We start from the raw sequence: 26,731 nt of genomic DNA, 5'->3' as shown, positions 1-26,731 counted from the left end.
AAATTTATAATGAGTTATCATTATTTTTTAGACCAAGGTTTCATTGTGGGATGCGAATAACTTTTTTCAATGAAGTTATCCGGTAAAAATAACCCCAGATATAAAGATTACATCCGGGGTTTATAATTTTGAAATATTTTAGTTTTATTTATTTTCAATCCATTTTCTGGCATTTACAAAAGCTTCAACCCAAGGCGATACTTCGTCTTGTCTGTTGCTTGGGTAGTAGGCCCAGTTCCATTGGAAGGTAGAACGCTCAATGTGTGGCATGGTTACTAAATGGCGACCTGTTTTATCGCACATCATAGCGGTATTGAAATCTGAACCATTTGGATTGTGTGGGTATTCTGCATAAGCGTATTTACCAACAATATTGTACTGGTCTTCAGATTTTGGTAAGTTAAATTTACCTTCACCATGAGAAATCCAAACCCCTAAAGTACTACCTGCTAAACTTGAAAGCATAACCGAGTTATTTTCCTGAATGGTAACAGAAGTAAACGCGCTTTCGTGTTTATGAGAATTATTATGAACCATTTTCCCGTGAACATCGTGCTCCGGATTAATCAATTCTAATTCCATCCATAACTGACATCCGTTACAAATACCAACCGATAAGGTGTCTTCACGTTTGAAGAATTTTTTAATCACTTCATTCGCCTTTTCGTTGTATTTTATGGCACCAGCCCAACCTTTAGCAGAACCTAATACGTCCGAGTTTGAGAATCCGCCAACAGCACCTAAAAACTGAATGTCTTCCAGGGTTTCGCGACCAGAAATTAAATCGGTCATGTGTACGTCCTTAACATCAAATCCAGCCAGGTACATGGCGTTTGCCATTTCACGCTCAGAGTTACTTCCTTTTTCACGTAAAATTGCTGCTTTCGGTCTTGGCTTACTTGCATCGATTACAGGAAGTTTCCCGGTAAAGTGACTTGGGAATGTGTACTGTAATGGTTGATTTTTATAATTGTCGTAACGGTCTTGAGCTAAACCGTTAGCAGTTTGTTTTTGATCTAATAAGAACGATGTTTTATACCAGGTATCTCTTAATTCTGAAACCGTCATAGTGAAAGCATCAGTCCCATTAACAATGCTAAGCGTATTACTTTCAGTTACTTTACCAATGTTGAAGAATTCAATATTTGCTTCAGATAATACAGCTTCTATTGAAGCATCTTTAGATTGAATAACTAAACCTGCATTTTCAGCAAATAAAACTTTAAACGAATCGATTTCAGCTAGAGAAGTAATATCTAATTCAGCACCTAAATTATTATCAGCAAAACATAGTTCTAATAAAGTAGTAATTAAACCACCGGAAGCCACATCGTGTCCGGCAACAATTTGTCCTTTAAGAATTAATTGTTGAATGGTATTAAAAACAGTTTTAACGTAAGCCGCAGATTGTACATTTGGTGCGTCGTTACCAATTTTGTTAACTACCTGTGCAAATGAACTACCACCTAATTTAAAGTTATCTTGTGATAAGTTGATGTAGTATATATTACCAGCGCCTTTTTGAAAAACAGGCTCCACGACTTTATTAATGTCGATACAGTTGGCTGCCGCCGAGATGATTACTGTACCTGGAGAAATAACTTCTTCGTTCGGGTATTTTTGCTTCATCGATAGCGAATCTTTTCCGGTTGGAACATTGATGCCTAAGTCGATTGCAAACTCTGAAACCGCTTCGACAGCTTCGTATAATCGAGCATCTTCACCTTCATTTTTACAAGGCCACATCCAGTTTGCAGACAAAGACACATTTTTTAAACCGTCTTTTAATGGCGCCCAGATAATATTGGTTAAAGCTTCGGTAATTGAATTTCTACTTCCTGCTACCGGGTTAATTAAACCTGAAATAGGGGAGTGCCCTATTGAGGTTGCAATACCTTCTTTCCCTTTAAAATCCAAGGCCATCACACCAACGTTGTTTAACGGAATTTGTAAAGGTCCAACACATTGTTGTTTGGCTACTTTACCACCTACGCAACGGTCTACTTTATTCGTTAACCAGTCTTTTGAAGCAACGGCTTCTAATTGTAATAATTGGTTTAAGTAATCGTAGAAGTTTTCTTTATTGAAAGTTATATCGGCATAATTGCGAGTAATCTTTTTGTCATGCATGTAGGTTTTTGGAGAGCTTCCAAACATGTCATCCATGGCTAAATCCATAGGCTTATGGCCGTTGGTTTTAGACTCAAAAGTGAAACGGTGATTACCAGTTACGTCTCCAACGGTGTACATTGGCGAACGCTCACGATCGGCAATCTTTTGCAACGTTTCAATATGTTTTTCGGCGATTACTAATCCCATACGTTCCTGAGATTCGTTACCGATAATTTCTTTATCAGATAAGGTAGGGTCTCCTACAGGTAATTTGTCTAAATCAATTAGTCCACCGGTTTCCTCAACTAATTCACTTAAACAGTTTAAGTGTCCACCAGCACCATGGTCGTGGATAGAAACGATGTAGTTTTCGTCGCTTTCAACCATGCCACGAACGGCGTTAGCAGCACGTTTTTGCATTTCGGGGTTAGAACGTTGTACGGCATTTAACTCAATTCCTGAAGCAAATTCTCCAGTATCGGCCGATGATACTGCAGCCCCGCCCATACCAATACGGTAATTTTCACCACCTAAAATAACCACCTTATCGCCGGTATTTGGTGTGTCTTTTAAGGCTTGGTCCACTTTCCCGTACCCAATACCTCCAGCTTGCATAATGACTTTATCGAATCCTAACTTTCTCGCGTCTTCTTCATGCTCGAAAGTTAAAACAGAACCACATATTAATGGCTGACCAAATTTATTACCAAAATCGGAAGCACCGTTAGATGCTTTAATTAAGATATCCATTGGAGTTTGGTATAACCATTTACGCTCATCCATGGCTTGTTCCCAAGGACGATTTTCTTCTAAACGCGAGTAAGAGGTCATGTAAACTGCAGTTCCAGCTAATGGTAACGATCCTTTTCCTCCTGCCAAACGGTCGCGAATTTCACCTCCAGAACCCGTAGCGGCACCGTTAAACGGTTCTACCGTAGTAGGGAAGTTATGTGTTTCGGCTTTTAAAGAAATAACGGATTCGAAATCTTTAGTTTCGTAAAAATCTGGTTTATCTGCGCTTTTAGGAGCAAATTGTTCAACTACGGGACCTTTTACAAAAGCAACGTTGTCTTTATATGCAGAAACGATATCATTCGGGTTGGTTTCCGAAGTTTTACGAATCATTTTAAACAAAGAGGTTGGTTTTTCCTCTCCATCAATTACAAATGTTCCGTTGAAAATTTTATGACGACAGTGCTCACTATTGACTTGCGAGAAACCGAATACTTCAGAATCGGTTAACGGACGGCCAATTTTTTTAGAAACGCCTTCTAAATAAGCCACTTCTTCGTCACTTAAAGAAAGCCCTTCCTGAATGTTGTAAGCCGCAATATCTTCAATGTCCAGAATAGGTTCTGGTTGAATGTTTATAGTGAATGATTCTTGGTTTAATCCGTTGAATTTTTCTGAAATCATAGGATCAAATCCTTTGAAATCTTCAGAAACAGCTTCGAACTCCTCAATTCTAATAATATCCGAAATCCCCATGTTTTGAGTGATTTCTACAGCATTAGTACTCCAAGGTGTAATCATGGCCGCACGAGGTCCAACAAAAAAAGCATCCAGCGATGCTTGTTCTATTTTTGGCTGATTGCCAAATAACCAAGTTAATTTTGCAATGGTTTCAGTTGATAATTCTTTTGTTGTTTGAACAGCAAATACTTTGCTGGTTACGTTTCCAAAGAAATGAATCATTTTTGATGTATTATGGTTGTCATTTAGAAAATGCAAAAATACACTTTTTTAGTCATTTAAACTGATTTTTTTATGAAAGCATTTTCGATTCATTATTGTAATATATTTAGGGAAACTTAAAAGTATTTATTTAGTAAATTTAGAACTGAGGTATAGTAACTTTTACCGAATAAATTAAGGTGAACAAGAAGGTAATACAGTTGATAAATTTCAATACGGTTTTCTGTAAAAGCATCGCTTGGAATTATACTATGATAGGCGTTGTAGAATTCTGAAGAAAATCCACTAAATAATTTAGACATCGCAATATCTACTTCGGAGTGTCCGTAATATAAAGCAGGGTCAATTAAATATGTAAACCCTTCTTTAGAAACTATGTAGTTTCCTCCCCATAAATCACCGTGTAGTAGCGAAGGTTTTATATTTTGAAAATAGGGGTCTAGTTTTGTCTTTATTGTTGCTTTTGATGGGCATTCATTTGGGTGAAGGAACCCTTTTTGTAAAGCTATTTGCAATTGAGGAAACAAACGTTCGTTTGCATAAAATTCCGTCCAGGATTCAAATGGTGTATTAGATTGAGGTAAACTTCCGATAAAATTACCAGAATGAAACCCAAATTTTTTATTGGAAACCTGATGTAATTGCGCAAGTTGGTGTCCGAAGTTCTTATAATCCTTTGTTGAAGGTGTTTTACTGTCTATGAATTCTAAAATTAAAAATGCTCCTTCATTATAATTTGAACAATGTAAAACTTCAGGCGTTTTTATTATGTTCGTGCGTTTAATAGCATTTAGCGACTCGGCCTCAGCTTTAAACATATTAAAGCTGTTTTTCGATGCATTAACTTTTAAGAAATAATCATTTTTTGAAGTTGAAATTTTGTAAGCTGATGAAATATCGCCTCCCGAAACCGGATTTACGAATTGAATATTTTCTTTTAAAACGGAAGAAATATGGGTTTTAAAGTCGGGCGTCATAGAGTAAAAATATAAAAAAAGACCATCATTTCTGATGGTCTCAAATTTTATATTTGGTAATAATTACTTTAAATTATTCTGATTTTCTTTCCAATAAAGCCATGTAAAATCCGTCATACCCCGATTTATGAGCTAATACTTTATGGTCTTTTACTAAATTAAAGTCATTTCCAGCATCGCTGGCTAAAAATGTTTCAACCTGCTTCTGGTTTTCAGAAGGTAAGACCGAGCAGGTCGCGTAGACTAATTTACCACCGGCTTTTACCATTCTGGAGTATTGTTGTAAAATATTTTGTTGGGTTTCTTTTATACGTTCTAAAAAACTTTCTTCTAATTTCCATTTGGCATCTGGATTTCTGCGTAGTACCCCTAAACCTGAACAGGGCGCATCAATCAATACACGATCAGCTTTATCATAAAGTTTTTTAATTACTTTGGTAGAATCAATAGCACGGGTTTCAATGTTGTGGGCGCCGTTACGTTTAGCACGTCGTTTCAATTCGTGCAGTTTCTTTTCGTAAATATCCATAGCAATGATTTGCCCTTTATTTTCCATTAAGGCAGCAATATGCAATGTTTTTCCGCCAGCTCCTGCACAGGTGTCTACTACACGCATACCAGGTTTAATATCCAGAAAATCAGCTACGAGCTGAGAGGATGCATCCTGAACTTCGAAAAGCCCTTTTTTGAATGCTTCGGTTGCAAAAACGTTAGCTCGATCTTTTAATTTTAATGCATTTGGATATCCTTTTAAAAATTCGGTTTCAATATCTACATCAAATAATTCGGCCTGAAGTTTTTCTTTAGTGGTTTTTAAGGTATTTACTCTTAATATAACATCTGCTTGTTCGTTTAAAGCTTCTATTTCTTTTGTCCAAACGGTATTACCTAACTCTTTTTCGCCTGTAATATCAATCCAATCAGGAATCGATTCTTTAAATTTTCTAATTTTAGAGAACTCATCGAAGCGCCCTTTAATTTTACGCGTTGGTGTGTTTTCAAAATATTTCCAATCCGGTAGTTTTATGCCTTTTAGAGTGGCCCAAACGGCGAACATTCGCCATAAGTTGTCACGATCAAAAGGTTCTTTAACTTCGGCAATTTCAGCATAAAGACGTTTCCATCTAACGATATCATAAGTCGTTTCGGCAACAAAAGCGCGATCTCGGCTTCCCCAACGCTTGTCACGTTTTAATAATTGTTGAATGACCTTATCAGCGTACTTTTTTTCATTAAAAATAAGTGTTAAGCCATCAATGACCGCAAAGCATAAGTTTCTGTGTAATCGCATGATATAAAAATATGAGGCTGCAAAGGTACATTTAATATGTTGATTTGTTTAATCGTTTTTTCGTTTAGTTTTATATTTTTAACGAAAATTGTAAAGTATGAAAAATGTAGTGGTTGTAGTAATCCTATTGGTAATATCGATTTCTTGCAAAAAGAAGACTGAATTTGTGCCTCGTCATTTTAAATCGGTTGAAATTGAAACAATTCTTGAGGATTCATTGTTAAGTGTAAGAGCAATAGAAATTTTAGAGGACAAAAGTTTAGCATTTGCTGCTAATAACGGAGCGTTTGGATTGTACAATCCAAATACAAAAATGTGGCAAACGTCGAAGCAAAGCTATGATTCATTGTCTTTACATTTTAGAGCAGTGGCGCATACTCCTACCGATTTTTTTATGCTAAGTATTGAAAGTCCGGGATTACTGTTTAAAACTGGTCAGGGCGCAATGCAGCTTGTCTATAAGGAAGAAGCGAAAGGTGTTTTTTATGATGCCATGCGCTTTTGGAACGATAAGGAAGGTATTGCTGTGGGTGATAGTGTTGAGGGATGTTTGTCCATCATTTTAACCCGTGATGGCGGGGTAACTTGGGATAAAATTCCGTGTTCGAAAATACCAAAATTAGACGAGGGAGAAGGTGCTTTTGCTGCTAGTAATACAAATATAACCGTTGTAGGCGAAAAAGCTTGGGTTGCCACTTCTAAAGGAAATATTTATTTTACTGCGGATAAAGGAATTACGTGGTTCGTAACTAAAACACCAATAATTCAGGAGGAGGATACTGAGGGAATATACTCGATTGATTTTTATAACGACCAGATTGGTTATGCTATTGGTGGAAATTTTATGAAACCAGATGCGAATCGTTCTAATAAAATAAAAACAATAGACGGTGGTAAAACCTGGAAAGTGGTTGCCGATGGTCAGAATCCTGGTTATAGAAGTTGTGTGCAGTATATACCAAATGCTAAGGGAACATCTTTGGCGGCTGTCGGGTTTAAAGGTATAGATTTTAGTAAGGATGGCGGAGAATCTTGGCAGCATATTAGCGATGAACCATTTTATACCATTCGATTTTTAAATGATTCGGTAGCTTTTGCAGGTGGATCGAAACGTATAGCTAAATTGACTTTTAAAGAATAAAAAAAAAGAGCTTTTAAAGCTCTTTTTTTTTATTTATTGTTTCTTTTCCAGTTTCTTTTTTACATATCTATCGAAAAGTTGTCGTTTAAAAGCTTCTTCTGCAACTTGAAGCTTCAATACTTTTTTAGGGGATAATATATTTAAAAGTTCTTTATTGAGTTTTTTACGGGTGTCTACTAATTCGCTTTCATAATTGTTTAAAGTTGTTAGTAAAACTTTCGCTTCCGAATCGGAAATAGTCTCTGATTCATGCTTCATTTTGCGCTCTATGCTTCTAATTTTATGACGTAATTCAGATATAGAATTGTCGTATTTATTGTAAATAGGCCAAAATTTTTCTGCTTCTGTAGGTGTTAAGTTTATGCGTTCTGAAATAAAAGGAATTTTTAATTCTTTAAATTTATCACCATGGCTTTGTGCAAAAACACTAATGGAAACCAAAAATAATATAGGGAGTATTAAATTTTTCACATGTTTTAGTTTTAGTAATTGTTTTGAGATTTGGAATATAAGATTAGTTAAGAATTATTCAATAACCATGTCTTCAATATCAACATCAATTAATATGTAATCTTCAAAAGTTTCTTCATCAATTTTTATATTAGGATAATTGTCCGCAGCAAAGTCTTCCGATGATAAGTTTGAAGCTATTTCGTAAACATCAAGATCTTCTGTGAATAAATATTCTTCGATACTTTCTGAGTCAATATTATCGAAAGTGTTGTTCGTTTTAAATATCGATAAGCTAAACATTAAAATTATACAGGCAGCAATGCTTGAAGCGTAAATTACATTTTTTCTAGAAAATAATGGTACAACTTTGGGTGTATGGGTTGTTGAAACTTTATGTAGAATACGGTCTTCGAGATCGTCTAAATAATTTTCAGGTATATTAAAACCAGAATCATTAGCTTTAGTTTTAAGGTTTATTTGTGAAAACAATCGATCCTCGAAACCATCAAAGTAATCCTCAGGAATATTAAATCCGGAATTAAATTTTCTATGTTGCTTTTTATGATTCATACTAATAGGACTATTTTTTTTTATAAAAGTTTAATCTTTAGTTAAATAAGCTTCAATTTTTTTTGAAGCAATGTGATATGAAGCTTTTAATGCACCTTCACTGGTTTCCAAAATATCAGCCATATCTTTAAATTTCAAATTTTCAAAGTATTTCATGTTGAAAACAAGTTGTTGTTTCTGTGGTAAGTTGGCAATTGCCTCTTGTAATTTAAGCTGTATATCGCTACCCTCAAAATACACATCGGATGTTAAATTATTAATAGCTATTTGCTGTATTTCCTCACTAGTGGTCTGAAGCCTTTTCGCGTTTTTATTAATAAACGTAATAGATTCATTTGTAGCTATACGATACATCCAAGAGTAAAGCTTGCTATCTCCATTAAAATTATGAATATTTTTAAAAATTTTAATAAAGGTGTTTTGTAACACATCGTCGGTATCGTCGTGCGATTTTACTATATGTCGTATATGCCAATATAGACGCTCTTTATAAAGCGTTATTAGGGTTCTAAAAGCTTGCTCTTTTTCTGTTTTAGATTTTAGTTGCTCTATTAATATGTCTTCGTCTGTCACAAACTACTTTAATGGTTTGACGGTTAAAATTAAGGAAAGTTTAAATTTTATCTATTTATTTTTGTTTTGCCTTGTATTTTCCTACTTATTAATCATTATTTATCGTTAAAAGTAATTTTTAAAGGGTAAAATGTATTTTTGAGGTTGTTTAGTAAGTAAAATAGTATTATCTTTGGATAAATACCTATAGCTATTAATTGTTTTTTCTTTACGATAACAATTAAGAAAAAAAGGATAGAAGTTAACTTCTGTCCTTTTTAATTTATTCTTGTTATTCAAAGCTCTGCATTTCTACAAGTTTTTGATAAACACCTTGCTTAGCTATAAGTTCGGCATGTTTTCCTTTTTCTACAATTTCGCCTTTATTCAACACGACAATATTATCGGCATTTTGAATGGTCGAAAGTCTGTGCGCAATGACAATAGACGTTCTATTTTTCATCATGTTTTCTAATGCCACCTGGACTAGACGTTCACTTTCTGTGTCTAGTGCAGAAGTAGCTTCGTCTAAAACCATAATTGGCGGGCTTTTAAGTACGGCTCTGGCAATACTTAATCGTTGTTTTTGTCCGCCCGATAATTTGTTTCCTGCATCACCAATATTGGTTTCGATACCATCAGGTAATTCTTTTACAAACTCCCAGGCATTGGCTACTTTAAGAGCGTCTACAATATCTTCATCTGTCGCTTCATCATTACCTAGTTTAAGATTGTTTTTTATACTGTCGTTAAACAAAATTGCATCTTGAGTTACTATGCCTAATTGGCTGCGAAGGGCATTGGTACTTAAGTCACGAATATCAATACCGTCAATTAATATTCGTCCTTCCGTTACATCGTAAAAACGTGTTATTAAATTAGCAATGGTTGATTTTCCACTTCCAGATTGCCCAACTAAAGCGACCGTTTCACCTTTTGGAATGGTTAACGAAAAGTTTTTGAGTACGAGTTCTTTATCGTATTTAAATGAAATATTTTCAAAAACGATTTCTGCATCGAAGCTGGATTTAACTAAAGCATTTTCCTTGTCTTTTAAAGGGTTTGGAGCATCAATAATTTCCTGAATACGTTCGGCTGCCGCATCACCTTGTTTGATGTTGTATAGTCCACGTGAAATCGCTTTGGCAGGAACCATAATTTGATAGGCTAGTCCCATAAAAGCGATAAAGGCACTTCCGCTGAGTGATTGATCTACTAAAACCAATTGTCCGCCGTAAAGTAATAGTATCGATATTACTAAAATGCCTAGAAACTCACTGGTTGGAGAAGCTAAATTTTGTCGGTTTAATAATTTATTTGAAAAATGGAAAAATCGATTTGCTGAATCATTAAATTTACTCTTAAATTTTTCTTCGGCATTAAAGCCTTTTATGATTCGTAAACCAGATAATGTTTCTTCTAAAGTTGATAATATATTACCTTGTTCCTTTTGAACGCGATCTGATTTTCGTTTTAAACTCCTACCAATTCTAGAAATCACCAAACCAGCAAGCGGGATAAATACAAAAACAAAAATAGTTAGCTTAGGACTAAGCACTATCATCATTATTAATGTAAATATTATTGTTAAAGGTTCTCTAACGATAAGTTCTAGTGCGGGAAGCATCGAGTATTGTAAGGTAGCAACATCTTGCGTTACTCGCGCCATGATGTCTCCTTTACGTTGCTCAGAAAAAAATGATAGTGGTAATTCTACTGTTTTTTGATAAACTTTATTTCTAAGGTCGCGTACTACACCATTTCTTAAAAAAACCATGAAATAGTTCGCCAAATAACCAAAGATGTTTTTCAAAAGAAACAAAGAAATAATTAATCCAACTACAAATAACAATGCCTTTTGAGGATCGTTTTGAGCAAACTGATTGACGTGGAAGGCCAAAAAGTCTTGTCCGAATTGTTTTAAATTTCCTAAGCCTGTAAAAACAGGCTTCGCTATAGGTTTTAGGTCTGCTTTTTCTTCAAACAGAATTTCAAGCATAGGAATAAGTGCTATGAAAGAAAGTGTTCCGAATAAGGCATAAAAAATATTGGAAATAATATGACCTGCCGCATAGCGTTTATAAGGCCTTGCGTATTGTAAGATATTGAAAAATTGCTTCATTAAAAACGGCTGTTAAAAAAACATGCTTTTATGAGTATCATAAAAGCATGTAAATATGTTACAAAGATATGGCTTATTAAATTAATCACATCTGTTTAACAAATTTTTGACTTACAGATGCTGATAATTTTAAATAAGCTTCATGTCTTTTAGAATGATTTCCGCTTTAGCATCTAAAGAAGCCTCAACTAATTTAAAATCTTCAGGCGAATTTAAAGTTGTGTTTACACTTACATAAAATTTAATTTTAGGTTCTGTTCCACTAGGTCTTAGTGCAATTTGGCTACCATCTTCGGTGTAGTAAATTAATACGTTAGATTTTGGTACATCAATAGGTGTTTCTTTACCTGTGGCTAAATGTTTAGCAATAGAAGATTGGTAGTCTTCAAGTTTAACAACTTTAGAACCGTTTATTTCTTTAAGAGGGTTTTTACGAGCATCGGTCATCATTTGTGTGATTTCCTGAGCACCTTCAATCCCTTTTTTGGTTAGGGATACTAATTTTTCTTTGAAGCAACCATGCTCAACATATAATTTAATTAACTCGTTGAAGAATGAACTGCCTTCTGATTTTGTGATGGCTGCAATTTCACAGGCTAAAAGCGTAGAAGTCACGGCATCTTTATCGCGAACAAAATCGCCAACCATATATCCAAAACTTTCTTCACCACCACCAATAAATTCTAATTGAGGGTAATCTTTAATTAGCTTTGCAATCCATTTAAATCCAGTCAATACAATTTTGCTTTCTACGTTGTAAGCTTCAGCAAGTTTAGTGAGCATCGGTGTGGATACAATGGTTGAAGCAATAAATTGATTTCCTGTTATTTTACGATCTGCTTTCCATTGTTTTAATAGAAAATCGGTCATCATTAACATGGTTTGATTTCCGTTTAATAATTGAAGTTCACCTTCTGAATTTCTTACAGCTACACCCAACCGGTCGCAATCTGGGTCGGTACCAATTACGATATCGGCATTTACTTTTTCAGCTAGTTCTAAAGCCATCTTTAAAGCTGCTGGTTCTTCAGGGTTTGGTGAAGCTACCGTAGGAAACCCTCCATCTGGTACTTCCTGTTCTTTTACAATATGAACTTTTTTATATCCGGCACGTTTTAAAGTTTCCGGAACAGCTGTAATAGAAGTTCCGTGAAGTGAGGTGAAAACAATGGTTAAATCGTCTTTTGCTGATGGTGTTGCTCCAACACACCCGTTCTGTACGGAGGCTTCAATAAAAGCATTATCTACATCAGTACTTATATAGTGAATTAAACTGTTGTTTGCTTCAAATTTTATATCAGAATAATTTATATCATTAATCATGGCTATTACTTCGCCATCCTGTGGAGGTACTAATTGACCGCCGTCCTGCCAATACACTTTATATCCATTGTATTCGGGCGGATTGTGTGATGCTGTTAATACAATTCCACAGTGGCAATTTAGATGTCTAACAGCAAACGATAATTCTGGTGTAGGGCGCAGGTCTTCAAACAAATAAACCTCAATGCCGTTTGCCGAAAATACGTCGGCTACCACTTTAGCTAAAGTTTTACTATTATGTCTGCAATCGTATGCAATTACCGCTTTTGGTGTTTCGTTAGGAAACGATTTATGTAAATAATCACTTAATCCCTGAGTGCTTTTTCCAAGCGTATATTTGTTAATTCGGTTTGTGCCTATGCCCATGATACCTCGCATACCACCTGTTCCAAACTCTAAATCTTTGTAAAAACTTTCCTGAATGTCTTTAGGATTACTAGCAATACTGTCTTTAATAAATGCTTGTGTTTCTTCGTCGAACGACGGGGTTAACCAAGTGTTGATTCGGTCTAAAATTTTTGGTTCGATGTGTATCATAATGTGTTGTAAAAAATAATTTCAAAAAAATAGAAATACTGGTCTTTTATAGTTTTAGTTTGTTTCAAAAGGGAAGACTATGAAACAGGTTTAAAGTTATTAAATAATATTGAATTGTCTCGTTGGGTGCCTTATATTTTATGACTTTTTGAGCATTTTCAAAAAATAATCTGTTTCATTAAATATTTGAAGTCTCGTCCTTAATTAAATAGCGTTTTTTATCGTCTTTGGAACGTAAAATCATTTCACCTAAAAAGCCTGCTACAAAAAACTGAGTTCCAATAATCATGGTGGACAAGGCTAAAAAGAATTCCGGACGTTGGGTAATAAGTCGACCAGCGGGATTTAAAAATAGTTTGTCGATGCCCAGGTAAAAGGAAAAAGCGAATCCTATAATAAACATGATTACCCCTAGCGCACCAAATAAATGCATGGGGCGTTTACCAAAGTGAGAAATAAACCATATGGTTATTAAATCGAGAAAACCGTTTATAAAGCGATTCATGCCAAATTTGGTTTCACCGTATTTACGGGCTTGATGTTGCACTACTTTTTCACCAATATTTGTAAAACCGGCGTTTTTTGCTAGTACCGGTATATAGCGGTGCATTTCACCATTAACATCGATGTTTTTTACAACTTCAAGTTTGTAAGCTTTTAGTCCACAATTAAAGTCATTTAATTTAACACCTGATGTTTTTCGGGCGGCCCAGTTAAATAATTTAGATGGCATATTTTTAGCAATAACCGAATCGTAGCGTTTCTTTTTCCAACCAGAAACCAAATCAAATCGATTGTTAATAATCATATTGTAAAGTTCCGGAATTTCATCGGGGTTATCTTGTAAGTCGGCATCCATTGTAATGACAACGTCACCCTGTGCTTTTTCGAATCCAGCATGTAAAGCTTGCGATTTTCCAAAGTTTTTAGAAAAACGAAGTCCTTTTACATTATTACTTTTAGAAGCCAATGTCGAAATAACCTGCCATGAATCGTCGGTACTGCCATCGTCAATAAATAGTATTTCGTACGAAAAACGATTGGATTGCATAACTTTTGCAATCCAATCATGTAATTCTTTTAAAGATTCTTGTTCATTAAGTAGTGGTATGACTACTGATATATTCATTTATCGTTTTTAAGATATTAAGTGTTCAAAAATACTTAAATTATTCGGTGCTAGGCTTACTTTTTTTCATAGCGGCCGCCACAATTAAGCCAATGATACTTAGTGGTACTAAATATTTTATAGCTAAGCTGGTTAGAGAGTTTTTTATAGAATATAAATTTTCAGACTCTATTAAATTTAAACTTTTGTTTATTTCTTCTTGGGACATTTGCATTTTAGAATATGTTTCAGCAATTAATTCCATAGATTTTTTTTTTAAAAGTTCAGCGGCATCGGTGTCTACAATGTTAAACAAAATATATGAAATTAAGCTGTAAATGGAGAATCCAATAAAAATTGTAAGAAAATAACAAGAAAATGAGTCTCGAAACGAAAGTATATTGTTTGATACTTGTTTTGCCTTAGCTATAGCTAACATACCAAAGCCAATTGCAATGAAATATAATGATAAACCAAAAATTTTACTTACAAATAATTCGATATTAATTGAATAAATGCCAACAATTAATAAGGTAAAAAGAAGGCCTAATAGTAGTCCCCAATTTGTAGCGATAGATTTTAAAGTTTTTTCCATACTTTTGCGTATTGTTTAATGGTTGTGGCATGAGTAGCCAAAGATAGAAAATCGTTACAACTAAATTAGAAATAAAAAATAATAAAAACTATTGGTAGTTTGTAAAAAATACTTATTTTTGCACTTCCAAAATTGAATAGAATAAAAGCTTTAGCGATGAAAAAAGGTATACATCCAGAAAATTATAGAATAGTAGCATTTAAAGATATGTCTAACGATGATGTATTTTTAACTAAGTCTACGGCGAACACTAACGAAACTATTGAGGTTGATGGTGTTGAGTATCCACTTGTAAAAATGGAGATTTCAAGAACATCGCACCCATATTACACTGGTAAATCTAAATTAGTAGATACTGCTGGACGTATCGATAAATTCAAAAATAAATACGCTAAGTTTAAAAAATAAGCTTAGAAAACATATATTTTTAAAGCCTTCAATATTTTATATTGAAGGCTTTTTTGTTTTCCTTAATTACTCTATTTTTGACAGGCTTAACAAAGTGAAATTTTAAGTACTAAACTTTAACTTGCTATGAATTACATTCTTTTTGATGGGCCTTCTAGAAATAGTTTACTTCCCTTTACTTTTACACGCCCGGTTGCTGATATTAGAATAGGTATTTTAACCATTCGTGAAAAATGGGAAACGTTTTTAGATGCTACTACAACCACGGTTACCGAAGATTATTTATCTGATAAATATCCCATGGTTGAAATGGATGAAAACATTATGATTAATGCTTCATTTTTACCTAACCTGGAGTTGGTAGAAATGATAAAGGATCTTAAGGAAAATCAAGCCATTTTTAAAGATGAGGATGTTATTGCTTTTTATGCTAAAGACACACAAGACGATATAGATTTCGAAGCATATGAGGCCTTAGAATTTGATGGTGAACTTTTAAAAATTGAAAATACATGGGATATATTTTCAAAAAACGGTGAGGCTATTCAGGAAGATTTTAGTTTGTTAGCCAAAGGAAGAACCTCTCAGCCTATCCCATCAAGTTGCAATGTGATTGCTCCTGAAAACATTTTTATTGAAGAAGGAGCAAGTTTAGAGTTTGTTACCATTAATGCCTCGGAAGGCCCTGTTTATATCGGTAAAGATGCTTTGGTTATGGAAGGTACTTTAATACGCGGGCCTTTAGCTTTATGCGAAGCTTCGGTAACTAAAATGGGAACAAAGGTTTATGGGCCTACCACTATTGGGCCATTTAGTACCATTGGAGGTGAAGTTAAAAATGCTGTAATGTTTGGTTATTCTAATAAAGGACATGAAGGATATTTAGGAAACGCTGTAATAGGAGAATGGTGTAATTTAGGCGCCGATACTAATAATTCTAATTTAAAAAATAATTATGCTGAGGTTAGACTTTGGAGTTACGAAACAGAAGGTTTTGCCAAAACAGGGTTGCAGTTTTGTGGACTTATGATGGGCGACCACAGTAAATGTGGTATTAATACTATGTTTAACACAGGTACGGTAGTTGGTGTAAGTGCCAATATTTTTGGAAGTGGATTTCCTAGAAATTTTGTGCCTAGTTTTAGCTGGGGAGGGAACTCTGGTTTTACCACTTTTAATACTAAAAAAGCCTTTGAGGTTATGGAAGTAGTCATGGCGCGAAAGCAACAATCCTTAACAGAGCAAGATAAGGCTATTTTCGAATATATTTTTGAAGAAACTAAAAAATACAGGCGACAATAAAGCTCTTAAAGCGTTGTGTAAGAAATACTTTTTATTTAAAGAAATTTTTAACTTCTGCTTGTGTGTTTTTTAGTTTGTATAGCTTATTTCATATTCAGCTTTAATTGAAGCTTTCTTATGCTGGAATATTTTTAATCTATTTTATAGGGAAACGGTTTTACGTATTGGCTGATAAGTATCGTCAAAATAGATGGTAATATGCTTTTTTAAGTATTGTTCTTTACTATTCGTCAGGTTTTATTTTTGGTGTTAATCTTGGAGTTCTTGATGAATTTGTTTTTTACCGGGATATAAATTGGGATAACTCTGCCATTAACTACAAAGGGATTCCGGTTGGGTTGTTAGCACTCTGAGGTTTTTATGCTTTGTTAGAAACACACTGGAAGTAACAAAAAATTGGATTAAAAGATGAAACTCAAGACATTGGTAAGCCATTTCAAGACTAGATTTTAATTTGCTTTTTTTACATGTTTAATATCTAAAAGATTCGTTGGGTTAATACCTAAACCTTTTATGTTTTTCTGAGTAAAACGTATAACTTCGTCGTAAAACAAGACAACAACGGGGGCTTTTTGCATCACCAAACTATCCATTTGAGAATATAGTAATTTGCGTTTTTCTGTTTTCGTTTCCGTGAAGGATTGCTCATATAGTTGGTCGAATGTATCGTTTTTAAAATGCGTATAATTAGGGCCGTTAGGAGCAAAGTTCTTGCTATAGTATAAAGATAAATAATTTTCAGCATCGGGATAATCGGCTATCCAACTTGCTCTAAACATATTGAGTTTGCCGTTAGCTTTTGCGTCTTTTAATGTTGCTGCTGGTATAACATCGACATTTACTTGTAATCCTGTTTTTTGTATCTCACGCTGGATATATTCACAAAAACTTAAATAATTACTAGTTGTAGTAAGCGTTATTTCCGGATGGGCAATGCCAGTTTCCTCCTTAAATTTGTTAACAAGTGTTTTAGCTTTTGCAGGTTGATAGTTAAATCCTATATTTTTGTTGTACCCGGGAAGACCCTTTGGGATAAATCCGCCATTGGCAGGAATGCCAATACCATTGCGCAGGTATATCATCATTTTTTTTCTGTCGAAACCATAATTTACAGCTTTTCTGATATACTCAGACTGTATTTCGGTAACGTCGGCATCCATAAAAAATGCCAAGTACTCTGTGTTTAAATATGGGCCTCTTATCATGTTAACGTTTTCCTTATAATTGTTTCTTAATTGACCGTCTGCGGTTAAAATTTCGTCTTTATATGAGGCATCCAACCCTGAAATAAAATCGATATTGCCTTGAGCAAATTGCAAAAACTCACTTTGTTTGTCTGGTAAAAATGTTATTGAAATAGCTTCAAGATAAGGTAAGGAAACTCCATTTTTATCCTTTTCGAAATAGTTATTATTTTTTCTGAAAACAAGTTTAATATTTTCTTCCCAACGTTTAAATTTAAAAGGCCCAGTGCCAATAGGGTTAGATCTAAAATCGCTGTTATAATGTTCTACTATTTCTTCCGGGACTACACTGCAATATTTCATGGTAAGAAGTCCAAGGAAGGCTGGGAAAGGTTGCTTTAAGTTAATTTCAAAAATACTGTCATTAATGGTTCTAAATTGTTTAACCTTATTTAAAACCCAACTGCCTGGAGATGCCACTTTTGGATCTAGTAAGCGCTTAAAACTATACTCAAAATCTTTAGCGATTACAGTACGGGTTGAATCTTTTCCAAATAATTCGTGTTTATGAAATTTTACATCCTTTCTAAGTGTGAAGGTATATCTTAAGGCATCCTCGGAAATGGTCCAGCTTTTGGCTATGCAAGGTAAAACCTGCATGTCATTATCCATTTGCACTAAACCGTTAAAAAGTTGATTGGTAGCCCATATATCTGCCAAATCTTTAGCAAAAGCAGGATCTAATGAACCAATATTTTTATGTTCGTTGTATTTAAACACCAAGTGGTTCAAATGGTTTTCGCGCGAAGAGAGGCATGAAAAGCGAAAAAATAAAGGAATAAAGCCTAGTATAAGCGTAAAAAGTCGGGTTGATTTAAACACGGTAGCGTTGATTGAATTATACAGAATCAAAAATAAAGGTTTTGGTTTCTAAATTTATAATAATTGAAAAATTAATGGCCGGTATGTGACTTTTTAATAACGAGAGTGTCTTAAAAATGGTTAAACAAATTTGCTATTATTTGCAAAATTAGTTTTCGTATCTATCGCGAAACAAGCCAAAAATTATGTTATGTCCTCAAATCAAGAGTGTTTCATTTAGAAACACTCTTTTTTTATTATCTTTGCACGATTTTTAAAGCTTATGGAGTCTAGAAAAAAGGTAGCATTTTATACATTAGGTTGTAAATTAAACTTTTCTGAAACATCTACTATCGCGAGGGGTTTTACAGAAGAGGGTTTTGATCGTGTGGATTTTTCTGAAAATGCCGATATCTATGTAATCAATACATGTTCGGTTACAGAAAATGCCGATAAGCGCTTTAAAAGCATTGTTAAGCAGGCTCAAAAAATTAATCCAGATGCCTTCGTAGCTGCCGTTGGCTGTTATGCACAATTAAAGCCTCAGGAATTGGCAGATGTAGATGGAGTGGATTTAGTGTTAGGAGCAACTGAAAAGTTTAAAATTACCGATTACCTGAATGATTTATCCAAAAATGACTTAGGTGAAGTGCATTCTTGCGAAATTGAAGAAGCCGATTTTTATGTAGGCAGTTATTCAATTGGAGACAGGACCAGAGCCTTTTTAAAAGTTCAGGATGGATGCGATTATAAGTGTACATACTGTACTATTCCTTTAGCACGTGGAATTTCTAGAAGCGATACCATGGATAATGTGCTAAAAAATGCTCGTGAAATTTCAGCCCAAAATATTAAAGAAATTGTTTTAACAGGTGTTAATATTGGTGATTATGGTAAAGGCGAATTCGGTAATAAAAAGCATGAACATACATTTCTAGATTTAGTTTCGGAGCTCGATAAAATAGCTGGTATAGAACGTTTACGTATATCATCAATAGAACCGAATTTACTTAAAAATGAAACGATTGAGTTAGTTTCAAAGTCACGTGCTTTTGTTCCTCATTTTCATGTGCCATTGCAAAGTGGAAGTAACGATATTTTAAAGAAAATGAAACGTCGTTACATGCGGGAATTGTATACAGACCGTGTTTCGAAAATTAAAGAGGTTATGCCGCACGCTTGTATTGGTGTTGATGTTATTGTTGGTTTTCCTGGTGAATCGGATGACCATTTCTTAGAAACATATAATTTTTTAAACGAACTTGATATTTCGTATTTGCACGTTTTTACTTATTCTGAGCGCGATAATACAGAGGCTGCCAATATGGAAGGTGTGGTGCCTAAAAATGTTAGATCTAAGCGAAGCAAGATGCTAAGAGGGTTGTCTGTTAAAAAACGTCGTGCGTTCTACGAAAGTCAGATAGGAAGCACTAGGACTGTTTTGTTTGAAGGGGAAAATAAAGAAGGGTATATTCATGGATTTACCGAAAACTATGTAAAAGTGAAAACACCATGGAATCCAGAATTGGTGAATACATTGCATGATGTTAAGCTTACTAAAATTGATACAGATGGTATGGTGAGACTGGAATTCATTAAGGAATTATCATTATAAATATAAGTTAATCTGAAAAATTATACATCTTAACTGTTTTATTCGGCGTTTTAAGGGTTTACAAATTACATTTACTTCATAATTAGTTATTACAGGATTAATAATTGTTATAAATCTTATGTCCCAGATTTTATGAGAATAATTATATACATTCTTTTTGTTAGCAGTTTAATTTTTTCAAGTTGTAGTTCTAACACTATTGAAGGTGATTGGAAATTAGCTTCTTGGAGTATAGGTATTGCTGTAGACATTAATAAAGACAACGTATTTAATGAAAATTTTCTTGAAGAAGTGCCTTGTATAAACAAAGAAACTTTAAGTTTTAATTCAAATGGTACCGTAACTTCGTTGGCGACTTTTAATCCTGATATTCGTATTAAAAAGAAAAATAATGATAGTAGATTTCTCTCTGAAGTAATATGTGATACCGAGGGGAGTATAGGATTCGCAACAACTTTCGAACAAAATGGAGCAGATATATTAATAAATGGAAATCGCGCCATTTTTAAAAATACCACATTAACTATAGTTTATAAAAATGCACAAAAAATTTATAACGAAACGGAAACCGAAATTATAGAAACTAAAGATGTAGTAAAAGTTTACGTTAGATAAAAAAATATGAGATTAAAATAAAAATCCAAAACTTAAAAGTTTTGGATTTTTTTTATGATTAACAAATTAAAAAGTTAAATTCTGACACCAACCGGTAACATACGCTTGTATTTTCGGTTGCTTCTCACAAACTTAGCTATTTCTGGACTTGTAGGAACGACGCTTAAATTTCGCGCTTCAATTGATTTAAATACAGCTTCTAAAAACTCTTTCCTAAACTCATCGTCTTTAATTTCTTCAGGAATGACAAGCTTTGTTAAAAAAATTTTCCGTTCTTGAAGAGAGTACTCAATCTTTGCTAAGTGGTTATCAATTTTCAGTTCAAACTGACGTAAAAAATCATTGTCTATTAATTCTACAGCATCAATCATGATTGTTTTTTATTTCTTAGGAATCTTTAAAATAGTGAGGACTATTGTATAACTTTGCTTTGCAAGTTACGAAAAATAATCTTTAATATAAAGTTAAATTAACCTTAAAACCTTATCCAAGAAACCTTTACAGTGTTTTTGTTATGGTTATTAATGAGTATTTTTTAAAAAAGGTCGGTTTATGAGTGAAACAACAATTCATGTTTATTTAATGCCTGGGATGGCTGCAAGCCCTAAAATATTTGAATATATAGAACTACCATCCCCGCAATTTAAATTACACTATCTGGAATGGTTAATTCCCGAACGTCAAGAATCCTTGAGTCATTACGCTTTACGAATGTGTGAAAAAATAAAACATAAGAATATTGTCTTAATTGGTGTTTCTTTTGGAGGTGTTTTGGTACAGGAAATGAGTAAATTTATTTCTGTTCGAAAATTAATTATCATTTCGAGTGTTAAATTGCAAAGTGAATTACCCAAGCAAATGATTATTGCAAAAGCGACTAAGGCTTATAAGTTAGTGCCTACCCAATTGGCAAGTAAAATTGATGTTGTTGCAAAATATGCCTTTGGAAATAACGTCGCGAAACGGTTAGAATTATACAAAAAATATCTTTCGGTTAACGATAGTAAATATTTAAGTTGGGCAATTGAAAAGATGGTGTGTTGGAGTAATCATAGTTATCCAAAAGATTTAATTCATATACATGGGGATCATGATTCGGTTTTTCCAATAAAAAATATTAAAGATTGTACAATTATAAAAGGAGGAACACATATTATGATCATTAATAAATACAAATGGTTTAACGAAAATTTACCACGTATAATTTTAGAAGAATAAGTATTTGTTTTACCTTTATAGAAAAACTTTTTAGCGATGAAGATTATAGAGAAAGCCTTGGCATTTGTGGGGTTATTAAGTTTATGTGCATTGTTCATTTATGCATTACAAGATGCGCCAACAGATGAAAATTTTGAGAAAAAATTAATAAACGATTACAACGTTTATGCACTACAGGTTCCTGAAAATTTAGATTTTGCAGGGGAGCCAGTACCACTAAACAATCCAGACATCTTAGAACGAATGGATCGAGAGTTATTGGTTAATACCTATTGGCAATCTAACGGTCTCCTCATGTTTAAGCGTGCTCATAAGTATTTTCCAGTAATTGAACCCATACTAAAGAAAAACGGTGTCCCCGATGATTTTAAGTATTTGGCTGTTATAGAAAGTGGTTTAACCAATGCCGTGTCTCCTGCAGGAGCGAGGGGTATTTGGCAAATCATGCCTGCAACAGCAAGAGAAAATGGTTTGGAAGTTAATGATAATGTTGACGAGCGATATCATCTTGAAAAATCGACTGAAGTGGCTTGTAAATATTTATTAGATGCTAAAGAAAATTTAGGAAGTTGGACCTTAGCTGCTGCTGCCTACAATGCAGGAAATGCAGGTGTTTCCAGACGATTAAAAGAACAAAATGTTGATGATTATTACGATTTGCTTTTAGGGGAAGAAACAGGACGTTACATGTTTAGAATTATAGCTCTCAAAGAGATTTTATCGCACCCTAACAAATATGGGTTTAATTTTAGAGAAAAGGATTTATATACCGATGTGCCGACCTATAAAGTTGAAGTTGATACAGCTGTAACAGACTTTACAAAATTTGCAGAAAGTTTCGGGATAAACTACAAAATATTAAAACTACATAATCCTTGGTTAAGAGAACCACATCTTAACAATAAATCACGAAAATTGTATCATATAGATATACCTAAAAAGGGGATTTATCAATAAACAATAAAAATAAAACATAAAAAAGAGGCTGCTTTGTCTTTTAAAACAGCCTCTTTTTATTTTTGAATTATTGCTATAGCAATAATTATCCTCTTCTTTTTTGAGCTCTTATCGATCCGCTTGTTCCAAAATGTTGATTCGGTCCCTGAGCACGTTTCATGTTTTCTTTCATCATTTTTATTTGATCTGCAAGCATGCCTTGTTTATCTAATTTTGTTGCCTCAGATAATAATTTTTGAGCTTCTTGCTTTCTGCGTTTAGAAAAGGCAATACCAGCAAGATTTAATTTTGCCATGGCTAAATCATGATCCATAGACAATCCTAAACTAATAGCTTTCTTAAAGAATTTTTCAGCATCATTAATATTAGTTTGAGAAACCATTAAGCCGTGTAAGTAATTATAGTAACCTTGTTGCTTTTTTACTAAGGCGCTTTCAGGGTTTTTAATTTTGTCTAACCATTTTTTAGCACCCTCAAAATCTTGCTTTCTTAATCTTAAAAAAGCTAATAATATTAATTCATTTTTAAAATAAAGGAAAACAAAAATTAGCGATAACAATATTAACATGATACCGTTACCTATATTGTTTTCTGTAAATTGATATATAGCATAAGCAAAAATGCCTAAGGCTATAATGAGTTTTATAATTTTATTGTACATTATTTGATGTGTTTAAAACTGTCTTAAGGCGTGTCTATAATAAATAGCCCATTTTTGTTTTGCAAATAAACTAAAATTTGTCAAATTAGACTAATACATAATTAACAAAACGACTTCAAATATCTCATGTAAATAGGTTGAGGAATGAACCTTGAGGTGTAAAAAAAATAATTAAAAATATTTTTTAAATAACGTTTGTCAATGTAAAAAGTCTTCGTATATTTGCGCTCAGTTTTGGAGGAACCCAAAAAGATATTAATTAAGTACAATTCAGATTTTTAAAGATACAAGATAATGAGTAAAAGAACATTTCAGCCATCGAAAAGAAAAAGAAGAAACAAACATGGCTTTAGAGAAAGAATGGCTTCTGCTAATGGAAGAAAAGTACTTGCTCGTAGAAGAGCTAAGGGTAGAAAAAAATTGTCTGTATCGACTGAAACTAGACATAAAAAATAATGATATATTGTTGTTATAATATAAAGGTGTTACTTTAGTGTAACGCCTTTTTTTATACCTAAGCATCACTTACAATTTTAACAAATATTTATACCATATATAAAGATTAAAAATGCCTAAAAATTCAAAACTTAAATCGATATTAATAATTGGCTCGGGTCCTATCGTTATAGGGCAGGCATGTGAATTTGATTATTCAGGAACTCAAGCTCTAAGATCGCTTAGAGAAGATGGAATTGAAACCATATTAATCAATTCTAATCCAGCAACTATCATGACAGACCCTTCAATGGCAGATCATGTATACTTGTTACCGTTAAATACAAAGTCTATTGTTAAAATTTTAAAAGAACACCCTCAAATTGATGCTGTTTTACCAACCATGGGAGGACAAACAGCATTAAATTTATGTATAGAAGCAGATGAGAAGGGGATCTGGAATGATTTTGGTGTAGAAATTATCGGGGTGGATATTGATGCTATCAATATTACAGAAGATAGAGAGCAGTTCCGTGAATTGATGGAGAAAATCGGTGTGAAAATGGCTCCTCAAGCTACGGCAACATCGTATTTAGAAGGTAAAACAATCGCTCAGGAATTTGGATTTCCATTATGTATTCGATCGTCGTTTACACTAGGGGGTGCTGGAGCGGCTATTGTTTACAATGAAGAGGATTTTGATGAATTGTTAACCCGCGGATTAGAGATATCTCCAATACACGAAGTCATGATCGATAAGGCCATGATGGGCTGGAAAGAGTATGAGTTAGAACTTTTAAGAGACGCTAACGATAACGTAGTGATTATCTGTTCTATTGAAAACATGGATCCGATGGGAATCCATACAGGAGATTCGATTACAGTAGCACCTGCTATGACGTTAAGCGATACAACATTCCAAAAAATGCGTGATATGGCCATCTTAATGATGCGTAGTATCGGTGATTTTGCTGGAGGTTGTAACGTACAATTTGCCGTGTCGCCAGATGATCAAGAAGAAATTATAGCGATAGAGATTAACCCTCGTGTATCACGCTCTTCAGCATTGGCAAGTAAAGCTACTGGTTACCCAATTGCAAAAATTGCCGCCAAATTAGCAATTGGTTATCACCTAGATGAATTACAAAATCAAATTACTAAGTCTACTTCGGCATTATTCGAACCAACTTTAGATTATGTAATTGTAAAAATACCGCGTTGGAATTTCGATAAGTTTGAAGGATCAGATAGAACTTTAGGACTTCAAATGAAATCTGTAGGAGAGGTAATGGGAATTGGACGTTCATTCCAGGAAGCACTTCATAAAGCAACTCAGTCGTTAGAAATTAAGCGTAATGGGTTAGGTGCCGATGGTAAGGAGAATAAAAATTACGATCAAATTATCGAAAAATTAACCTATGCATCTTGGGATCGTGTATTTACAATTTACGATGCTATTGCCATGGGGATTCCCTTAAGTAGAATTCACGAGATTACTAAAATCGATATGTGGTTCTTAAAGCAATATGAAGAGTTATTCTTATTGCAAAAAGAAATTTCTACTTATACAATTGAAAATCTTGATAAAGAGCTTTTACTTGAAGCTAAACAAAAAGGATATGGTGACCGACAAATTGCTCACATGTTAGGTTGTTTAGAAAGTGAAGTTTATAACAAACGTGAAGAACTTGGTATAAACCGTGTTTACAAATTAGTTGATACTTGTGCTGCCGAGTTTAAGGCAAAAACACCGTATTATTACTCCACTTTTGAGAGTGATATGCAAACCGCTAACGGCGAGCGTAAGGCTGATAATGAAAGCGTAGTATCGGACAAGAAAAAAATAATCGTATTAGGCTCTGGGCCAAACCGAATTGGACAAGGTATAGAGTTTGATTACTGTTGTGTTCACGGTGTATTGGCAGCTTCTGAAGCTGGTTATGAAACCATTATGATTAACTGTAATCCGGAAACCGTTTCTACCGATTTCGATACAGCTGATAAATTATATTTCGAGCCTGTTTTCTGGGAACATATTTATGATATTATAAAACACGAAAAGCCGGAAGGTGTTATTGTTCAATTAGGTGGACAAACAGCTTTAAAGCTTGCTGAAAAACTAGATCGTTACGGTATTAAAATTATTGGAACAAGTTATGAAGCTTTAGATTTAGCTGAAGATAGAGGAAGTTTCTCTACATTGTTAAAAGAGAATAATATTCCTTACCCAGAGTTTGATACTGCTGAATCGGCAGAAGAAGCTTTAAAAGTAGCCGACCAATTAGATTTTCCAATACTCGTAAGACCTTCCTATGTACTTGGAGGACAGGGAATGAAGATTGTAATTAATAAAGAAGAACTTGAAAAACACGTTGTTGACTTATTAAGATCTATCCCTAACAATAAATTATTATTAGATCACTATTTAGACGGAGCTATTGAAGCTGAAGCTGATGCGATTTGTGATGGAGAAGATGTTTACATCATAGGTATTATGGAACATATCGAACCTTGTGGAATCCACTCGGGCGATAGTAACGCAACCTTACCACCATTCAATTTAGGTGATTTAGTCATGGAACAAATTAAGGATCATACCAAAAAGATTGCACTTGCTTTAAATACAGTAGGTTTAATAAACATACAGTTTGCGATAAAAGATGATAAAGTTTATATTATCGAAGCAAACCCAAGAGCATCTAGAACGGTGCCGTTTATAGCTAAAGCTTACGGAGAGCCTTATGTAAACTATGCAACAAAAGTTATGTTAGGTGATAAGAAAGTGAAAGACTTCAACTTTAACCCACAGTTAGAAGGTTATGCCATAAAGCAACCTGTTTTCTCTTTCAATAAATTCCCTAAAGTAAATAAGAAGTTAGGACCAGAAATGAAGAGTACAGGAGAAAGCATCTTATTTATCGATAGCTTAAAAGATGATGAATTTTACGATTTATATTCAAGAAGAAACATGTATTTGAATAAATAATCTAAAAATTTTA

The 26,731-nt window shown here is 33.9% G+C and carries 22 protein-coding genes; 9 read left to right on the top strand and 13 right to left on the bottom strand.

Annotated elements, in window-relative coordinates; all coding sequences use genetic code 11:
* Positions 1-144 precede the first annotated feature (144 nt).
* The 3 genes from purL to ICJ83_RS09250 all read right to left on the bottom strand — a co-directional run bounded on the left by purL (position 145) and on the right by ICJ83_RS09250 (position 6,075).
* On the bottom strand, positions 145-3,807 hold the full coding sequence (purL, locus tag ICJ83_RS09260; RefSeq protein WP_188230102.1) for a phosphoribosylformylglycinamidine synthase: 3,663 nt from the start codon (positions 3,805-3,807) through the stop codon (positions 145-147).
* Between the two features lie 116 nt (positions 3,808-3,923).
* Positions 3,924-4,784: a fructosamine kinase family protein gene (locus tag ICJ83_RS09255; protein ID WP_188230101.1), complete on the bottom strand. Its 861-nt coding sequence runs from the start codon at positions 4,782-4,784 to the stop codon at positions 3,924-3,926.
* Between the two features lie 73 nt (positions 4,785-4,857).
* Complete coding sequence (locus ICJ83_RS09250) at positions 4,858-6,075, bottom strand: RsmB/NOP family class I SAM-dependent RNA methyltransferase (RefSeq protein ID WP_188230100.1); 1,218 nt, start codon at positions 6,073-6,075, stop codon at positions 4,858-4,860.
* 97 nt (positions 6,076-6,172) lie between these two features.
* Between ICJ83_RS09250 and ICJ83_RS09245 the strand changes: the two genes are divergently transcribed.
* Entirely contained in the window at positions 6,173-7,216 is a 1,044-nt protein-coding gene (locus tag ICJ83_RS09245; protein WP_188230099.1) for a WD40/YVTN/BNR-like repeat-containing protein, read from the top strand.
* Between the two features lie 33 nt (positions 7,217-7,249).
* On the opposite strand, the gene ICJ83_RS09240 is transcribed toward ICJ83_RS09245, so the two are convergent.
* The 7 genes from ICJ83_RS09240 to ICJ83_RS09205 form a co-directional block, all read right to left on the bottom strand.
* A complete protein-coding gene (locus ICJ83_RS09240; RefSeq protein ID WP_188230098.1) occupies positions 7,250-7,687 on the bottom strand; it encodes a sensor of ECF-type sigma factor in 438 nt (145 codons plus the stop codon).
* A 54-nt stretch (positions 7,688-7,741) separates the two neighbouring features.
* Positions 7,742-8,239 (bottom strand): hypothetical protein, encoded by a 498-nt coding sequence (locus ICJ83_RS09235; RefSeq protein WP_188230097.1) that lies wholly within the window; start codon positions 8,237-8,239, stop codon positions 7,742-7,744.
* 30 nt (positions 8,240-8,269) lie between these two features.
* Positions 8,270-8,812: an RNA polymerase sigma factor gene (locus ICJ83_RS09230; RefSeq protein WP_188230096.1), complete on the bottom strand. Its 543-nt coding sequence runs from the start codon at positions 8,810-8,812 to the stop codon at positions 8,270-8,272.
* 271 nt (positions 8,813-9,083) lie between these two features.
* Positions 9,084-10,913: an ABC transporter ATP-binding protein gene (locus ICJ83_RS09220; RefSeq protein ID WP_188230095.1), complete on the bottom strand. Its 1,830-nt coding sequence runs from the start codon at positions 10,911-10,913 to the stop codon at positions 9,084-9,086.
* Between the two features lie 129 nt (positions 10,914-11,042).
* On the bottom strand, positions 11,043-12,773 hold the full coding sequence (locus tag ICJ83_RS09215) for a phospho-sugar mutase (protein ID WP_188230094.1): 1,731 nt from the start codon (positions 12,771-12,773) through the stop codon (positions 11,043-11,045).
* 178 nt (positions 12,774-12,951) lie between these two features.
* Complete coding sequence (locus ICJ83_RS09210) at positions 12,952-13,902, bottom strand: glycosyltransferase family 2 protein (RefSeq protein ID WP_188230093.1); 951 nt, start codon at positions 13,900-13,902, stop codon at positions 12,952-12,954.
* Positions 13,903-13,942: 40 nt separating this feature from the next.
* Positions 13,943-14,476 (bottom strand): DUF4199 domain-containing protein, encoded by a 534-nt coding sequence (locus tag ICJ83_RS09205; RefSeq protein WP_188230092.1) that lies wholly within the window; start codon positions 14,474-14,476, stop codon positions 13,943-13,945.
* 156 nt (positions 14,477-14,632) lie between these two features.
* On the opposite strand from ICJ83_RS09205, the gene ICJ83_RS09200 reads away from it, so the two are divergent.
* A complete protein-coding gene (locus tag ICJ83_RS09200) occupies positions 14,633-14,884 on the top strand; it encodes a type B 50S ribosomal protein L31 (RefSeq protein WP_188224387.1) in 252 nt (83 codons plus the stop codon).
* A gap of 126 nt (positions 14,885-15,010) precedes the next feature.
* Complete coding sequence (locus tag ICJ83_RS09195; protein ID WP_188230091.1) at positions 15,011-16,186, top strand: GlmU family protein; 1,176 nt, start codon at positions 15,011-15,013, stop codon at positions 16,184-16,186.
* A 449-nt stretch (positions 16,187-16,635) separates the two neighbouring features.
* Here ICJ83_RS09195 and ICJ83_RS09190 read toward each other — a convergent pair whose 3' ends face one another.
* Positions 16,636-18,210 carry an ABC transporter substrate-binding protein gene (locus ICJ83_RS09190; protein ID WP_394354312.1) on the bottom strand — a complete coding sequence of 525 codons (1,575 nt, stop codon included), beginning with the start codon at positions 18,208-18,210 and terminating at the stop codon, positions 16,636-16,638.
* A gap of 304 nt (positions 18,211-18,514) precedes the next feature.
* Between ICJ83_RS09190 and mtaB the strand changes: the two genes are divergently transcribed.
* Together mtaB and ICJ83_RS09180 are read left to right on the top strand one after the other, a co-directional pair.
* Positions 18,515-19,846 (top strand): tRNA (N(6)-L-threonylcarbamoyladenosine(37)-C(2))-methylthiotransferase MtaB, encoded by a 1,332-nt coding sequence (gene mtaB / locus ICJ83_RS09185; protein ID WP_188230090.1) that lies wholly within the window; start codon positions 18,515-18,517, stop codon positions 19,844-19,846.
* Between the two features lie 132 nt (positions 19,847-19,978).
* Positions 19,979-20,461, top strand: a complete 483-nt coding sequence (locus ICJ83_RS09180) for a hypothetical protein (RefSeq protein ID WP_188230089.1) — start codon at positions 19,979-19,981, stop codon at positions 20,459-20,461.
* Between the two features lie 74 nt (positions 20,462-20,535).
* Here the strand turns inward: ICJ83_RS09180 and ICJ83_RS09175 are convergent, their stop codons facing one another.
* Positions 20,536-20,832 (bottom strand): N-acetyltransferase, encoded by a 297-nt coding sequence (locus tag ICJ83_RS09175; RefSeq protein WP_188230088.1) that lies wholly within the window; start codon positions 20,830-20,832, stop codon positions 20,536-20,538.
* Positions 20,833-21,013: 181 nt separating this feature from the next.
* On the opposite strand from ICJ83_RS09175, the gene ICJ83_RS09170 reads away from it, so the two are divergent.
* Both ICJ83_RS09170 and ICJ83_RS09165 read left to right on the top strand, forming a co-directional pair.
* The gene (locus tag ICJ83_RS09170) at positions 21,014-21,679 is read left to right on the top strand and encodes an alpha/beta hydrolase family protein (protein ID WP_188230087.1); all 666 of its coding nucleotides are present in this window, start codon (positions 21,014-21,016) and stop codon (positions 21,677-21,679) included.
* A 36-nt stretch (positions 21,680-21,715) separates the two neighbouring features.
* Positions 21,716-22,636, top strand: a complete 921-nt coding sequence (locus ICJ83_RS09165) for a lytic transglycosylase domain-containing protein (RefSeq protein ID WP_188230086.1) — start codon at positions 21,716-21,718, stop codon at positions 22,634-22,636.
* 85 nt (positions 22,637-22,721) lie between these two features.
* Here ICJ83_RS09165 and ICJ83_RS09160 read toward each other — a convergent pair whose 3' ends face one another.
* Positions 22,722-23,297 (bottom strand): DUF2892 domain-containing protein, encoded by a 576-nt coding sequence (locus tag ICJ83_RS09160; protein ID WP_188230085.1) that lies wholly within the window; start codon positions 23,295-23,297, stop codon positions 22,722-22,724.
* Between the two features lie 294 nt (positions 23,298-23,591).
* On the opposite strand from ICJ83_RS09160, the gene rpmH reads away from it, so the two are divergent.
* Positions 23,592-23,753 (top strand): 50S ribosomal protein L34, encoded by a 162-nt coding sequence (gene rpmH, locus ICJ83_RS09155; protein WP_042495769.1) that lies wholly within the window; start codon positions 23,592-23,594, stop codon positions 23,751-23,753.
* Positions 23,754-23,865: 112 nt separating this feature from the next.
* Positions 23,866-26,718 carry a carbamoyl-phosphate synthase large subunit gene (gene carB / locus ICJ83_RS09150; protein ID WP_188230084.1) on the top strand — a complete coding sequence of 951 codons (2,853 nt, stop codon included), beginning with the start codon at positions 23,866-23,868 and terminating at the stop codon, positions 26,716-26,718.
* Positions 26,719-26,731 lie beyond the last annotated feature (13 nt).

This window comes from Aestuariibaculum sediminum (assembly GCF_014596945.1).
GTDB classification, from domain to species: domain Bacteria; phylum Bacteroidota; class Bacteroidia; order Flavobacteriales; family Flavobacteriaceae; genus Aestuariibaculum; species Aestuariibaculum sediminum.
This window is presented reverse-complemented; position numbering and strand designations above follow the sequence as displayed.

Coding starts and splice junctions, on each gene's coding strand:
- purL (WP_188230102.1), bottom strand. CDS start 3,807: ATGATTCATTTCTTTGGAAACGTAACCAGCAAAGTATTTGCTGTTCAA.
- ICJ83_RS09255 (WP_188230101.1), bottom strand. CDS start 4,784: ATGACGCCCGACTTTAAAACCCATATTTCTTCCGTTTTAAAAGAAAAT.
- ICJ83_RS09250 (WP_188230100.1), bottom strand. CDS start 6,075: ATGCGATTACACAGAAACTTATGCTTTGCGGTCATTGATGGCTTAACA.
- ICJ83_RS09245 (WP_188230099.1), top strand. CDS start 6,173: ATGAAAAATGTAGTGGTTGTAGTAATCCTATTGGTAATATCGATTTCT.
- ICJ83_RS09235 (WP_188230097.1), bottom strand. CDS start 8,239: ATGAATCATAAAAAGCAACATAGAAAATTTAATTCCGGATTTAATATT.
- ICJ83_RS09220 (WP_188230095.1), bottom strand. CDS start 10,913: ATGAAGCAATTTTTCAATATCTTACAATACGCAAGGCCTTATAAACGC.
- ICJ83_RS09215 (WP_188230094.1), bottom strand. CDS start 12,773: ATGATACACATCGAACCAAAAATTTTAGACCGAATCAACACTTGGTTA.
- ICJ83_RS09210 (WP_188230093.1), bottom strand. CDS start 13,902: ATGAATATATCAGTAGTCATACCACTACTTAATGAACAAGAATCTTTA.
- ICJ83_RS09205 (WP_188230092.1), bottom strand. CDS start 14,476: ATGGAAAAAACTTTAAAATCTATCGCTACAAATTGGGGACTACTATTA.
- ICJ83_RS09200 (WP_188224387.1), top strand. CDS start 14,633: ATGAAAAAAGGTATACATCCAGAAAATTATAGAATAGTAGCATTTAAA.
- ICJ83_RS09195 (WP_188230091.1), top strand. CDS start 15,011: ATGAATTACATTCTTTTTGATGGGCCTTCTAGAAATAGTTTACTTCCC.
- mtaB (WP_188230090.1), top strand. CDS start 18,515: ATGGAGTCTAGAAAAAAGGTAGCATTTTATACATTAGGTTGTAAATTA.
- ICJ83_RS09180 (WP_188230089.1), top strand. CDS start 19,979: ATGAGAATAATTATATACATTCTTTTTGTTAGCAGTTTAATTTTTTCA.
- ICJ83_RS09175 (WP_188230088.1), bottom strand. CDS start 20,832: ATGATTGATGCTGTAGAATTAATAGACAATGATTTTTTACGTCAGTTT.
- ICJ83_RS09170 (WP_188230087.1), top strand. CDS start 21,014: ATGAGTGAAACAACAATTCATGTTTATTTAATGCCTGGGATGGCTGCA.
- ICJ83_RS09165 (WP_188230086.1), top strand. CDS start 21,716: ATGAAGATTATAGAGAAAGCCTTGGCATTTGTGGGGTTATTAAGTTTA.
- ICJ83_RS09160 (WP_188230085.1), bottom strand. CDS start 23,297: ATGTACAATAAAATTATAAAACTCATTATAGCCTTAGGCATTTTTGCT.
- rpmH (WP_042495769.1), top strand. CDS start 23,592: ATGAGTAAAAGAACATTTCAGCCATCGAAAAGAAAAAGAAGAAACAAA.
- carB (WP_188230084.1), top strand. CDS start 23,866: ATGCCTAAAAATTCAAAACTTAAATCGATATTAATAATTGGCTCGGGT.